Annotated in this window: 7 protein-coding genes; all 7 read left to right on the top strand. The window is 53.3% G+C overall.

The genetic code is table 11. The annotated features are described in order from the left end of the window. Positions 1-109 precede the first annotated feature (109 nt). The 7 genes from MKX70_RS01685 to MKX70_RS01655 all read left to right on the top strand — a co-directional run bounded on the left by MKX70_RS01685 (position 110) and on the right by MKX70_RS01655 (position 14,350). Positions 110-2,497 carry a GH36-type glycosyl hydrolase domain-containing protein gene (locus MKX70_RS01685; RefSeq protein ID WP_340839420.1) on the top strand — a complete coding sequence of 796 codons (2,388 nt, stop codon included), beginning with the start codon at positions 110-112 and terminating at the stop codon, positions 2,495-2,497. 71 nt (positions 2,498-2,568) lie between these two features. Continuing rightward, a complete protein-coding gene (locus MKX70_RS01680) occupies positions 2,569-3,027 on the top strand; it encodes a putative immunity protein (RefSeq protein ID WP_340839419.1) in 459 nt (152 codons plus the stop codon). Between the two features lie 310 nt (positions 3,028-3,337). Beyond that, entirely contained in the window at positions 3,338-8,368 is a 5,031-nt protein-coding gene (locus tag MKX70_RS01675) for an AAA domain-containing protein (protein WP_340839418.1), read from the top strand. Positions 8,369-8,453: 85 nt separating this feature from the next. Further along, positions 8,454-9,293: an aldo/keto reductase gene (locus tag MKX70_RS01670; protein WP_340839416.1), complete on the top strand. Its 840-nt coding sequence runs from the start codon at positions 8,454-8,456 to the stop codon at positions 9,291-9,293. A gap of 142 nt (positions 9,294-9,435) precedes the next feature. Further along, positions 9,436-10,332 (top strand): SDR family oxidoreductase, encoded by an 897-nt coding sequence (locus tag MKX70_RS01665; RefSeq protein WP_042210599.1) that lies wholly within the window; start codon positions 9,436-9,438, stop codon positions 10,330-10,332. A 732-nt stretch (positions 10,333-11,064) separates the two neighbouring features. Then, positions 11,065-11,766, top strand: a complete 702-nt coding sequence (locus MKX70_RS01660; protein ID WP_340780965.1) for an ABC transporter ATP-binding protein — start codon at positions 11,065-11,067, stop codon at positions 11,764-11,766. A 13-nt stretch (positions 11,767-11,779) separates the two neighbouring features. Then, complete coding sequence (locus MKX70_RS01655; protein ID WP_340839415.1) at positions 11,780-14,350, top strand: ABC transporter permease; 2,571 nt, start codon at positions 11,780-11,782, stop codon at positions 14,348-14,350. Positions 14,351-14,481 lie beyond the last annotated feature (131 nt).

Here is a 14,481-nt window from a genome sequence, read left to right as displayed (position 1 = left end):
TGATGAAAATGAATCTAATCGCATACTTGCCGCTTAACCTATGAGAGCGTATTCTTGAATTAAGAGAACATGCAGCGCAGTAAACAATTCTTGGAAGAGAGGCATGAGAATGATAAGAGCATCTGAAGATAACGAGTATTACGAGTTGTCGAGTCCGACAATTCTGCCCAAGGCTTCAGGATTTCTATGGAATGAGCGGATGATGATTCATATGAATTGCCGCGGGTATGCGGTAGCCCAGTTCATGCAGCCCGAGCCAGCCAAGTACTCCTATGCGCCGAACCTGGAAGCCAAGACCTTCATGCAGCCGGAGCAGCCCTATTATGCCCACCATCCCGGCCGGTTTGTCTATGTGAAGGATGAGGAAAGCGGTGAGATATTCTCTGCCCCGTATGAGCCCGTCCGCTTGCCCCCTGATCACTATACCTTTGCTGTAGGCAAACATAATATTGTGTGGAAAATTGAGAAGATTGGTATCGCCATCGAGATGACGCTGAGCCTGCCCAAGGATGAGCCGATGGAGCTGTGGCGGGTGAAGGTAACCAATCTGTCTTCAGCTCCACGGAAAATAAGCATTTATCCCTACTTCACCATCGGCTACATGTCATGGATGAACCAGTCCGGCGAGTATAAGGAGGCTCTGCAAGGGGTCGTAGCTACAGCCGTTACGCCATATCAGAAATATCAGGAATATGACAGGATCAAACACCTGAAGGACAAGACCTTCCTGCTGGCTGATCACGCTCCGGCATCCTGGGAGGTGAATCAGGAAGCGTTCGAGGGGGAAGGCGGGATTAGCTCCCCGTCAGCGCTGAGAAGCAGTCTGCTATCCAAAGGGGAAGCCCGCTACGAATCACCGGTTGCCATTCTGCAGTATAGTATCGGCCTGGAGCCGGGTGAGGATCGTGAATACCGGTTCATCTTCGGACCCGCCCGGAATGAACAGGAGATTGCTGATATCCGCCAGCGGATGTTCCTGAATGCTGATGCCAACGGCGCAGACGGATTTGAGCTTGCGGAACGTGAATACGCGGAATACATCCGCGAAGGCAGAGGCTGCATTGAGATCACGACTCCGGATGCGGACCTTGATAATCTGGTGAACCACTGGCTGCCCCGGCAGATGTACTATCACGGGCAGACGAACCGCCTGACGACTGACCCACAGACCCGTAATTATCTGCAGGATAATATGGGCATGAGTTATATTAAGCCGCAGACGGCGAGAAGTGCCTTCCTGACTGCTCTAAGCCAGCAGGCGGTAAGCGGAGCTATGCCGGATGGCATTATTTTGCATGAGGCCGCTGAACTGAAATATATTAATCAGGTTCCGCATACGGATCACTGTGTCTGGCTGCCCATTTGCCTCAGTACCTATCTGGATGAGACGGATGATTACAGCATTCTGGAAGAGATTGTCCCGTATGCGGGCGGTGAGGAAGCCGAATCTGTCTTCGAACATATCGATCGGGCGTTGCAGTGGCTGATTCATGAGCGGGATGAACGGGGTCTGAATTATATCAATCAGGGTGACTGGTGTGACCCGATGAATATGGTAGGCTACCGGGGCAAGGGGGTATCCGGATGGCTGACGATAGCTACAGCATATGCCTGCATGATCTGGGCGGATATCTGTGATCACAGCGGCCGGCTGGAGGCTGGCAAGGCATTCCGCCTTGCGGCCGATGAGACGAATGCGGTCGTCAATCAGTATTTCTGGGATGGTGAGTGGTACGCGCGGGGAATCACCGATGACAATGTCGTGTTCGGAATCAGTGAGGATAAGGAAGGCCGGATCTTCATTAATCCGCAAGGCTGGGCGCTGCTCAGCGGTGCGGCCGATGAAGAGAAGCGGGAGAAGCTGATGAAATCGGTCACGGAGCAGCTGGAGACACCATATGGGGTAGAAAAGCTGGCACCCTCCTATACCGCCATGCGGGAGGATGTAGGCCGGGTTACGCAGAAGCATCCGGGCACTGCCGAGAACGGGGCAGTCTATAATCATGCCGCAGCGTTCTATATCTATGGCCTGTATGCGGTGGGAGAGCAGGATCAGGCCTACCGTCTGCTGCGCAAAATGCTCCCGGGACCTGACATCGGGGATATCATCAGACGGGGCCAATTGCCTGTCTTCATCCCCAACTATTACCGAGGTGCTTACAAGCAATTCCCGAAGACTGCCGGACGCTCCAGCCATCTGTTTAATACTGGCACCGTTCCATGGGTATACCGCTGCCTGATAGATGGCCTGTTTGGACTCCAGGGCACGCGCGAAGGACTGCAGGTGAAGCCGCAGCTCCCTTCCGATTGGCCGGAGGTTACGGTTAAGCGTAACTTCAGAGGTGCCGGGCTGCATATCAAGATGCAGCGTGAAGCTGGGGTTAAGGGGACAGAAGTCTATCTGGACGGCCAGTTAGCAGAGGCAGGTCTTCTTAAGGATCTGAAACCTGGTACGGAGTATACTGTGCTGGTTAAGCTTCCTCAAGTCACGAACTGATAGCTTATCATAACAACTGAGTGGGCCGGGATCTTTGGAAGATTCCGGCCTTCTTCCATAGGAGGAATATAGTGAATACGAAACTGGCCGCGGGCGGGCTGGATAAGTCCATCGCCGCGCTTGCAGGCGCAAGTAATCATCAGGTGTTAGCGCTCTGGGCTGCCGACTGCGCCGAACGCGTGCTGCCTTATCTGGAGGCAGCATGCCCGGAAGACCAGCGGCCGCGGCAGGCGGTTGAAGCAGGGCGCGCCTGGGTTCGCGGTGAGCTTAAGATGGCCGCAGCCCGCCAAGCTGCGTTTGCCGCTCATTCGGCGGCCCGTGCCGCCGGTCCGGCAGAGGCTTGCGCTGCAGCCCGCGCTGCCGGACATGCTGCGTCAACTGCGCATGTTGCCACCCATGCAGTGCATGCCGCAACCTATGCCGCCAAGGCGGTACATGCCGCAGCGGCTCCTGCCGGAGCCGAACTCGCCGTCACGCAGGAGCGTGAATGGCAATACCGGCATTTGGCCCAGCTTACGAGGACTGATTAGTGATTAAATCGACCGTAATCGGAAATTGTTGTACAAAAGGCAATTTTTCTCCTCTTGCAGGCGGCTTAGCGGTAGAATTCTTGTACTTCATACAACAATTGCGAATTATGGCTATGCCGGCTGAACTAAAGATCCCGATTTAGTTATCCTGATGTCTATGAAAACCAGATCAGGGGGATGAGGGGCGGCGGGTATCCGCGCCTCCTTTTGGAGTATAGAAATCCGGGTATTTAAACCTGGCCGATTATATTATAATTAGTTCAAAAAACAGGATCTTTGTCGCGAAAAGGACAGAGAAGAAGGGCTTTGTATGGGAATTAGTGAAGATCAGCGAATCGCGGCGAGACAGAAGCTTATCCAGGTATTCACCTATCTGCAGGCTCTGCACCAGCTGAAGCAGCCGATAATCAAGCAGATATCCGGGCAGTTATGGTCGCAGTCCCTTGCGGATTTGCCGGTTCATTCTAATGTGACCTGTGATTTCACAGAGGGGATAAGTCCCTCTGAACGTATAGACGAGGAGATGACTGAGGTTCTGCTTCGCGTGAAGCGGCCTGACCGGACAGCCTGTCCGAAGCCGCCCGAGCTGCTGCAGCGCTGGCTGAAGCCGGATTGGGAGAGGATCCATACCCGCCCGGAACGGCTGGAGAGCATGGACAGCTACCGGGAGGCTGCGGATTCCGGGGAATATGAGGCTTATGTCGAACGTTTCGATCAGGACGAAGAGAGAGTGCGGCTCTGGGAGAATTGGATTCTGGAGCATGAGGCCTGGCAGAAGCGGGAGTGGCCTGTCCGCAGAACGATTAAGCTGTTCGAGGATTTGTACATGCTCTATTCTTGGATTGAGCGTGAGCGGGACGCTGTGGAGCTGATGATCGGCGACGGGATTCTGCACTGGGAGCTTACACCGGAGACGATTCACCATCCGGTGCTGTTACAGAGAATCGAGCTCATCTTCGATCCGGAGGGACCCGGATTTACAGTCATAGCCTCCGAAGCCGCCCCCGAATTTCATGGCTCCTTGTTCAGAGATGTGCCCGAAGTCAGTCCGGGGTCAATTAAGAAATGCACCGCGGATTTGCTCGAGGCTGCATGCTCCCCTTTGGATTTCACGGATACGGATGAATATCTGCGCAAAGTATCCGGATACTTGTCTGCCCAGACAGCGTTTATTCCTTATAATAGAACATCTGCACAACCGGCTCAGGACAAGGCAGCAGTGTATATCCGGAGAGAACCGGTTATTTTCCTGCGCAAGCGGTCGGCCGGTTTCGATCATGCCTTCGAAGAGATCATACAGGATCTGAATGACAGAGAGGAACTCCCGCAGGCAATCGCCAGAATAACCGGCATTGATCCGGGGGAGGCTTCGGAAGGAACCCAGGTTTTTTCGTATTCGAATTTGAATGTGAATGGTGAGAATGAAGAGATTCTGTTTACCAAAGAAGCGAACTCAGAGCAGCTGGATATTGCTCTTAAGCTGGGCAGATACGGTTCTGTTCTGGTGCAGGGCCCGCCGGGTACCGGGAAGACGCATACGATTGCCAATCTGCTGGGCCATTTCCTGGCGGAAGGCAAAAGCGTACTGGTCACCAGTCACACCTCAAGGGCACTCGCCGTGCTGCGTGACAAAGTGGCAATGCCGCTTCAGGATCTGTGTGTCAGTGTGCTGGATGATGCCAGCGGACAGAAGCAGCTGGAGAACTCCATCGATAAGATTACTTCCACCTTAAGCTCTATATCCATTGAACAGACGGAAGCGGAAGTAGAGCAGCTGACTGCCGGACGCAAATCCATTCTGGAACAGATCAGAGTCATTGAAGACAGATTGCGGCTCTCCAGAGAGAACGATTACCGGTCTATTGTTATGTTTGGTACTTCCTTCGATCCATCTGCAGCTGCCAAAATGATCTCCGCAGGCCGGGATACGATGGAGCTGGTGCCGGGAAGGATAGCGGCCGGACAGGCTTGTCCGCTTACCCCTGACGAGCTGGAACATTTATATAGAAGCTCTGGGGAAATCAGCGCACTGGATGAAGCGGAATTCCGGTACTTACGCAATCGTATAGAACTGCCTGTCACTCCTGAAATTTTCCATGAGCTTGTGATGGAATATCAGGCACTTGCCGCTGCAGATACCGTCAGACATCTTCCCTACTTCAAGCCCGGTCTGACTGTACATCCCGGGAAGCTGAACGCTGCTCTCCAGCAGCTGCGTGAGGCGTTTGGTGCCGTTACTGAGGAGGACTGGAAGCTGAATTTGGTCTCATCCAAGGAAACGGAGAAGAAGGATTGGACTGATCTGCTGGAGGAAGTGGAGAAGTGGCTTGAGCTGTACCGGGCCGCCAGAACTGCGCGGTACAGATATGGTTTTGAACATTTGGCCGATACGGATCTGCAGCCGCTGCTGCCTGTACTGGAGGAGATGAAGCGGTATCTGGAAGACGGGGGGAAGCTGAGCACGTTCCAGCTGTTGCTTAAGAGGCAGTGGAAGAAGGCCTGCGAGCTTATTGCGCCTCCCGGCAAAGGCATTGAAGAGGTCAACGCTGCCTACCTGGAGGCTCTGCTTACTATCGGTACCTATCAGGCGCAGCGTGCCAAGTCCGTCATCCGCTGGAAGCGTCAGGTTACGGACGGGGGCGGATATGAGCTGGCCCGGTTCGGACCACAGCCCGAAGAGTACATGGATAACATTGTTCAGGAGATCCGCAGCCTGCTGGACTGGCGGCAGACAAGCTTTGATCCGCCGCTTCATTCCCTCGAGAGCGAGGGGCTGCTGTGGAATGTTCTGTTGAGCGCCAAACCTATTGCGGTAGGCAAACATATGGATTGGGTTCATATGCGGGGGCTGGTAGAGCAAGAGCTTCCTTCTATTATTGGTTCCATTATTAATGCAGAGAAATGGAGAACAGTTAAAGAGCAGATTGCGGAAGCAGGCAGGGCTGCAGAGTCGCTGGCAGATTCCCGTTCCGCTATAGCCCGCCGGCTGCAGGAGAGTGTAGCCCGGCTGGATCCGCAGTCCTATGAGCAAGCGTATCAGGCAGTTCGGCGAATATGGGATAAAAGCGCGCTGATCGGCCAAAGGGAAGAATGGCTGGAGCGGCTGCAGCAGAGTGCTCCGGATTGGGCGGAGGCGCTCAGGGACAGAAGCGGGATCCACGGAGAGCACCGGGCCCCCGATGGACTTGAAGCGGGTTGGCTGCTTAAACAATTGGATATGGAGCTTGATCAGCGGGCGGAAATCCCGGCACAACAACTTCAAGAAGAACTGGTGGAGATTCGTAAAAAGTTCAAAGCGGCCACACTTCAATTAGTGGAGAAGAAGGCCTGGCTGGCACTTGCCCGGAAAACTACGCTGAAGCAGCAGAACGCTCTTCACGGCTGGAAGCTGCTGATGATGAAAGCCGGCAAGCGTACGGGAAAAGCGGCTCCCCATCTGCTTGCCGAAGCACGGAAGCTGATGCCGGTCTGCCAGACGGCTGTTCCAGTCTGGATTATGCCCACATACAGAGTGGTCGACAGCTTCACTCCATCGGAGAACCGGTTCGATGTGGTTATCGTGGATGAAGCCAGCCAGGCAGATATTATGGCGTTGACAGCACTGTATCTGGGTACACAAATTGTCGTGGTAGGTGATGATGAGCAGGTAAGCCCGGAGGCCGTCGGCCAGCGGCTGGATGAGACCAGAAGACTGATGGATGCCCATTTGGAGGGGATTCCGAATGCTGCACTTTATGACGGCAGCACCTCAATCTATGACTTAGCCAAAACCTCATTCGCGGGCATGACGCAGCTTCGGGAGCATTTCCGCTGTGTGGAGCCGATTATCCAGTTCAGCAACCTGCTCTCCTATAATGGTTCCATTCTTCCGCTCCGCGATGCCGGCGGCGTTACCACGAAACCGTATACTGTGGAATACCGGGTCCAGGGCGGGATCCGGAATAGTAAGCACAATGAGGCAGAAGCGGAGGCCATTGCTTCGCTAATTCTGTCTGCAATCCAGCTGGAAGAATACAAGGATGCTACATTTGGCGTGATTACGCTGCTTGGCGAAGAGCAGGCCATTCTGATTGACCAGTATTTGCAGAAGTATATTCCGGCAACGGAATACAAGCGGCGGAAGATACGCTGCGGCAACTCCGCCCAGTTTCAGGGGGATGAACGCGATATTGTGTTCTTGTCTATGGTGGACGCTTCAGAGGAAGCTGTGCCTTTGCGCCTCATCTCTGATCCGGGGAACCGCACCAAGAAACGGTATAACGTAGCTGTAAGCCGCGCCCGCGACCAGTTATGGCTCGTACATTCGCTTGATTCCTCAACCCAGCTCAAAGAAGGGGATTTGCGGAAACGTTTAATTGAATATGTCAGAAATCCGTATGCAGCGGATGGAGCGTATAAACAGCAGGAGCCCGTGCTGGAGTCCGAATTCGAGCGTCAGGTTATGCGGCGGGTGTTGGACGAAGGCTACAGAGTATTGCCTCAATGGAAAGTAGGGGCGTACCGGATTGATATGGTTGTTGAAGGCGGCGGGAAACGTCTGGCTGTGGAATGTGACGGAGACAAATGGCATCCGGCAGAGAAGCTTAAGGAAGATATGGACAGGCAAGCCATACTCGAACGCCTTGGCTGGAGTTTTGTGCGGCTTCGGGGCGGTGAATATTTCCGGAATCCGGAGCAGGCGCTGCAGCCGCTGTTCCGCAGACTGGAGGAGCTCGATATTCCCCGTGAGCTTCACCGGCAGGAGGCGGATGCGGATGACGGAAATGCCGGACAACCTGCGCTTAAGACGGTTATCGTAAACAGGGCAGCGGAGATCCGGCGGGAATGGCAGGAGCTTATACGGGAACCTGGTGTTGAAGATTCGATCTCTCCGGGGTCAGCGGCGGAGCCGGCGGGGTTCATTGCTGCGGAGCAAGCGCAAGAGAAGACGGCGGAATTCTTTTATCAGGAAATCAGCCGGCAGCCGAATTTGACGGACTATTGGACGGAAGAAATGCGAAGCAGGGAAGAAGACAGACAGGCGGTGCTGGAGCAGGAGCTTAGCTTGCTGGAAGCGGATGCGGGTCTGGAGCTTCCTTACTGGCAGGGCTTATCGGCCGACAGTGCTGAAACGGGAGATGATGGGGACTCCGGCCCCGGATTTAACCTGGTGGAATATTTGCACTGCCGGAATTTGCAGTTTGTAGATACCAGAGATCAGGACGGTGCAGTCTGGATCATTGAAGACTTGAATCTGATCCGCTACTTGCCGGAATTACGGCGGAAGGCTGTACCGTTTAATTATCTGAAGGAAGGGGTCTATGCTACCCGCTGGAGAGCCGCCTGGTATAGCAGATCATGAGAATAATGATATGGGAGATTTTGATATTACCTTCATTCTTTGCGATAATGTAAGCAACTATCTTAATAGAGGAGGCTGCATCATCATGGCTAATCACATTCCAGAAGTATTGTTGAACGACGGGCTGAATATGCCTGCGATTGGCTTTGGAACGGCGTGGATTAAAGGCACGAAGGGTGTACAGAGTCTGAAGACTGCCCTCGATTTGGGCTACCGCCTGATTGATTCAGCATTTAACTATGAGAACGAAGGCGTTGTCGGGGAAGCGGTGCGGCAGGGCGGAGTGCCAAGAGACCAGCTGTTCATTACCTCCAAGCTGCCGGGACGTCACCACAAGTATGATGAGGCGATCGTGACCGTTCAGGAATCGCTGTACCGGGCAGGGCTGGATTATTATGATCTATACCTGATCCACTGGCCGAATCCGAAGGTGAACCTGTATGTAGAAGCATGGCAGGCACTTATCGATGCCCAGAAGCAGGGGCTGATCCGCTCGATAGGGGTAAGTAATTTCCTGCCGGAGCATCTGGATCGTCTGGTTCAGGAAACAGGAGTAGCACCGAGCATCAATCAGATTGAGCTGCATCCGTATTACAATCAGGCAGAGCAGCGTGCTTACCACGGGAAACACGGGATTATTACAGAATCCTGGAGTCCGCTGGGACGCGGCACGGAGCTGCTGAAGAATGAACAGCTCGGTGCAATTGCCGCCGCCCATCATAAATCCATCTCACAGATTGTTCTTCGCTGGCATGTGCAGCTGGGTGCTGTTCCGATTCCGCGATCCTCTTCGGAAGAGCATCAGCGGGAGAATATTAATATTTTCGACTTTACGCTGTCAGATGAAGAGATGAAGCTGATCGCGGAACTCCCGGCAACCGGACCGCTGTGGGATCAGGACCCTGCGGTGTACGAAGAGTTTTAAGAAGGGTTGAATGGGAAGTGTTAAGCCTCTTGCTTATTTAAGCAGGGGGCTTTTTCATATCCTTGTCATACATAATTCGTTTAGGAAAATGGGAAGCTGGTTACATAGAAAGAGTCAGAAGTTTGCAGAGGAGGAATACACAATGAGCGATCAGTATACGATTCAGGACCCTGCGAAGCAGTATGAAAAAGCTACGCCGGAGTTTGAACAGCAGCAGCCGAGTCCCGGCCTGGAGAAGAAGATGCACCCGCGTCCCGATGATGGGGCGGGAACGTACCGCGGCAGCGGACGGCTTACCGGCCGCAAGGCCGTGATCACCGGAGCGGACAGCGGAATCGGGCGGGCGGTAGCCATTGCTTTTGCACGTGAAGGGGCTGATGTGGTACTTGCCTACCTGCCGGAGGAAGAGGCTGACGCGAAGGAAGTTGTCCAGCTGGTGGAGGAAGCCGGCCGCAAAGCCGTTGCCGTGCCAGGCGATCTGAAGGATGAGAAATACTGCGAGCAGCTGATAGCCAAAGCCGTAGAGGAGCTTGGAGGGATTGATATCCTGGCCAATATCGCCGGCAAGCAGCAGTTTGTGCCGGATATCGCCGATCTGACCACCGAGCAATTCGATGCAACCTTCAAGACCAATGTATATGCGCTGTTCTGGCTCTGTAAAGCAGCGGTGAAGCACATGAAGCCGGGCAGTACAATCATTAACACTGCATCCATTCAGGCTTATGAGCCTGCGCCGATTCTGCTGGATTATGCCACCACCAAAAGCGCAATCAATACCTTCAGCAAATCACTGGCTCAGCAGGTAGCCGCCAAGGGGATCCGGGTCAATGTTGTAGCACCTGGACCTGTATGGACTCCGCTTCAGGTAAGCGGCGGACAGCCGCAGGAAGCGCTGAAGGATTTCGGAGCCAAAACACCACTCGGCCGTCCCGGACAACCGGCTGAAATGGCCCCGGCCTATGTATTTCTGGCCAGCCAGGAATCCAGTTATGTCAGCGGCGAGACTTTGAATGCTAACGGCGGCATGCCGACACCTTAAATCAGCGTATAGGCTCAAACCTCCGCAAGGAGGTTTTTTATTATACTGGAAACTATGATATTCGTTTGTAGTGGATAAAGTCGGATTAGAGCAGATTCGTCTGACGGACGAATGTGTTCTTATAGCAGGATTCCCAGTGAATCCGCCGAAAGTGGGCGATATGGGGAAATCAAAGGGATAAATCCCTCTAAATCAGCCGAAAGTGGGCGGGAGGCGGAAATGAGGAGCATTAGTGCCCTTGATTTCACCGAATGCGGGCAAAAGGAGAAAATGAGGAGCATTAGTGCCCTTGATTTCACCGAATGCGGGCAAAAGGAGAAAATGAGGAGCACTAGTGCCCTTGATTTCACCGAATGCGGGCAAAAGGAGAAAATGAGGAGCATTAGTGCCCTTGATTTCACTGAATGCGGGCAAAAGGAGAAAATGAGGAGCATTAGTGCCCCTGATTTCACTGAATGCGGGCAAAAGGAGAAAATGAGGAGCATTGTGGAGTGGCCTTTATATCTACATAAGCTGCACAGCCTGCATAACCGCATAAGCTACGGCTTGATTTACCGTTAAGGTGATTTTGGTTTGACCCTAGTATCCTGGAGAAGGAATCAAGCCGGGGTGCCGGAACTCCCCTTTTGTATTTATAGGGGACTCTTGTGCTAAACTTGAGAGCAGGACTGCATTTGCCGCTACGTATGCAAAGTGCAAAGGCCGCATGTGGAAATGACAGGAGGAGATGGCATGGCGTTTGTTACTGTGAAAGGCGAATATAAGCGTTACAAAATGGGGGAGACCCTGATTGTCGCCAATGACGGGATTGATTTTGAAATTGAACAGGGCGAGTTCGCTGTGATTGTAGGACCCAGCGGAGCGGGGAAATCGACGGTGCTTAACATACTGGGCGGGATGGATTCCGCCGACGAAGGCCAGGTCATTGTGGACGGTACCGACATCGCTCGTTTCAGCGCCAAAGAATTGACCGGCTACCGCCGTAATGACGTGGGTTTTGTGTTCCAGTTCTATAATCTTGTGCCCAATTTGACAACGCTGGAGAATGTTGAGCTGGCGTCCCAGATCTCTCCGCGTGCGCTGGATGCCCGCAAGGTGCTGGAGGATGTAGGACTTGGAGAGCGGCTGAATAACTTTCCGGCCCAGCTGTCCGGCGGGGAGCAGCAGCGCGTCGCCATTGCCAGAGCGTTGGCCAAACAGCCGAAGCTGCTGCTCTGCGATGAGCCGACAGGTGCGCTCGATTATAATACCGGCAAACAGGTATTGAAGCTGCTGCAGGATACCTGCCGCAATACCGGAACCACGGTTATTGTTATCACGCATAACCTGGCTATTGCGCCGATGGCGGATCGGGTTATTGAAATCAACAACGCCAAAGTACGGAAAATGGTGAAGAATGCATCGCCGGTATCCGTGGAAGATATCGAATGGTAAGGAGCCGGAAACCATGAAGAAACGGGCATTATGGAAGGATGTTTTTCGGGAGATCCGTCATACGAAAGCAAGGTTTCTCTCGATTTTTGCCATTATTATGCTGGGGGTAAGCTTCTTTGCCGGGATCAAGTCAGCGGGGCCGGATATGCTGGATACCGCAGCGACTTATTATAAGGATCATAGGCTGATGGATTTACGTGTTCAGTCCACTTATGGGCTGACAGAGAAGAGTATTGATAATCTTCGGGACATTCCCGGAGTGCAGAGTGTTCAGCCTGTGTACAGCTCGGATGTGTTTCTTGGTGAGAGCGGACTGATTGCTAAAGTGTATTCCTATGCTGACGATAATGAACTGAACGGGTACAAAATTATCTCCGGGCATCTGCCTGAGGCATCCGGGGAGATCGTACTTGACGCCTATCTGCTGCAGGAGGAGAAGTTCTCGCTGGGAGATTCAATTACCTTCAGCGGGGACGCCGTGGATGATCTGGCGGGGAATTTCCAGACCTTGAGCTATACCGTGGTCGGCTTCGCGCAGAGTCCGCAATATATTGAAACGTCGACCCGTGGAACGAGCCGGATCGGCAAAGGGACAGCCGATGCGTTTGCTGTCATCCGGGAGGATGACTTCAGCCTCCCGGTGTACACAGAGGCCTATCTCAGCTTCATGGATACGGCTGCAGAAACAGCTTATACGCCGGCTTATGATGCTCTCATCGAGCGGCATCTGCCGGAGACCGAGGAAGTACTGAAGGATTACCCGCAGCAGCGTCTGGAAGAGCTGAAAGCGGAAGCCGCAGAGCTACTGGCTGCGGGCCAGCAGCCTATGGACGCGGCGCAGCAGCAACAGCAAACGCAGCAACAGCAGGCGGAGGCATCGGCAGCGCAGAACCCGCTGGAGCTGCCGAAGGTGTATGTGACAGACCGGACGATCAACCCGGGTTACGCCGAATACAAGGATAATGCAGACCGGCTTTCGGCGATCGCCACGGCTTTTCCGGTGTTCTTTTTCCTGATTGCGGCACTCGTCAGCTTAACAACGATGACCCGTATGGTTGAGGAGCAGCGTCTGCAGATCGGTACCTTGAAGGCCCTGGGGTATGGTGCCATGGACATTATGACCAAATTTCTGGTCTATGGCACATTGGCCAGTCTAGCCGCGTCCATTGCGGGGCTTGCGATCGGCTTCACCTTATTTCCGGGCATTATTTATAATGCCTACAGCCAGCTCTATAACCTGCCGGGCGTGATCAAAAGCTTCTATCCCGCCTACGCTATTATTTCCATAATAGTAGCGCTGGTATGTACAGCCATGACGGCAATGATCGCTTCCCGGGTAGAGCTGCGCAGCAATGCGTCGGTGCTGATGCGGCCCAAAGCGCCCAAGAGCGGACAGCGTATTATGCTGGAGCGGTTCAGCTTTTTGTGGAAACGGCTTAGTTTTGTGCAGAAGGTGACGGCCCGCAATCTGTTCCGCTACAAGCAGCGGATGTTCATGACCGTAATCGGGGTGGCGGGCTGTACCGCGCTTATTCTGACCGGTTTTGGGCTGAAGGATTCCATTGGCAGCATCGCAGGCCGGCAGTTCGGCGGGATTATGAAATATAGCGCCCTGGTGGCGCTGCATGACAATGCAACAGCCGAAGATAACGCGTCCTATGCAGAACTGATTAAACAGGAGTCCGCAATTACGGGAACGCTGGATGTGCTTCAGGAAGCAATGACTGCCCGGGCCAAAGGGGTTAACGATCAGGAGGTGCGGATTTTTGTTCCTGCGTCTACAGATCAGCTAGCTCCGTTCGTTGTACTGAAGGACCGCATAACGGATGAACCGAAGATGCTTACTGACGAGGGCGCAATCATTACCGAGAAGCTCGCCAAGCTGTATGATCTGGTTCCCGGAGACAGCCTGACTGTTGTGGACAGCAACAATGAGGAATTTCAGGTCAAGGTGTCGGCGGTTACCGAGAACTATGTACTGCATTATGTGTATATGACGCCGGCTTACTATGCAAAGGTATTTGGCGGCGGGCCGGTCTATAACACTCAGCTGTTGAACTATAGCGCGCAGGATAAGCAGTGGGAAGACACCTTCGGGGAAAAATTAATCGCGAGCGGGCAAGTAGCGCTGGTCAGCTTTTCCAGCGGGGTGGGCGAGGCTTTTGACGGGACCATGAAGAGCATGGACGTTGTTATTGTAGTACTGATCGTGTCCGCTGCTGCGCTGGCCTTCGTGGTACTCTATAATCTGACCAATATTAATGTGTCTGAACGGGTCCGGGAGCTGTCCACAATCAAGGTTTTGGGGTTCTACGATAAGGAAGTCACTATGTATATATACCGGGAGAATATCCTCTTAACACTGCTCGGGATCATCTTCGGCGGTGCACTGGGGATACTGCTGCATAGCTTTGTCCTGTCTACGGCTGAGCTGGATGCCACGATGTTCGCGCCGCTGATCAAGTGGCAGAGTTATCTGTATGCGGCCCTGCTGACCGTGCTCTTCTCGGGGATTGTAATGGCGTTCATGCACCTTAAGCTGCAGCGGATTCATATGATTGAAGCGTTGAAATCTGTGGAGTAGCGTAGTCACTACTTTGTCAAAAATATAATAAGAGCAAGAAAATGAGGAAGAAAAACAGGCTGCGGAAGAGTTCTCTGGCGTGTTTTTCTTCCTCTTTGTGTATGGAAAAATAGAAATCACTGTGCGACTAA

Origin of the sequence: Paenibacillus sp. FSL R7-0312, assembly GCF_038004445.1 — a bacterium.
In the GTDB taxonomy this organism is placed as follows: domain Bacteria; phylum Bacillota; class Bacilli; order Paenibacillales; family Paenibacillaceae; genus Paenibacillus_AQ.
The sequence above is the reverse complement of the archived record's forward strand: the minus strand, read 5'-3'. Positions and strand labels throughout refer to the sequence as shown.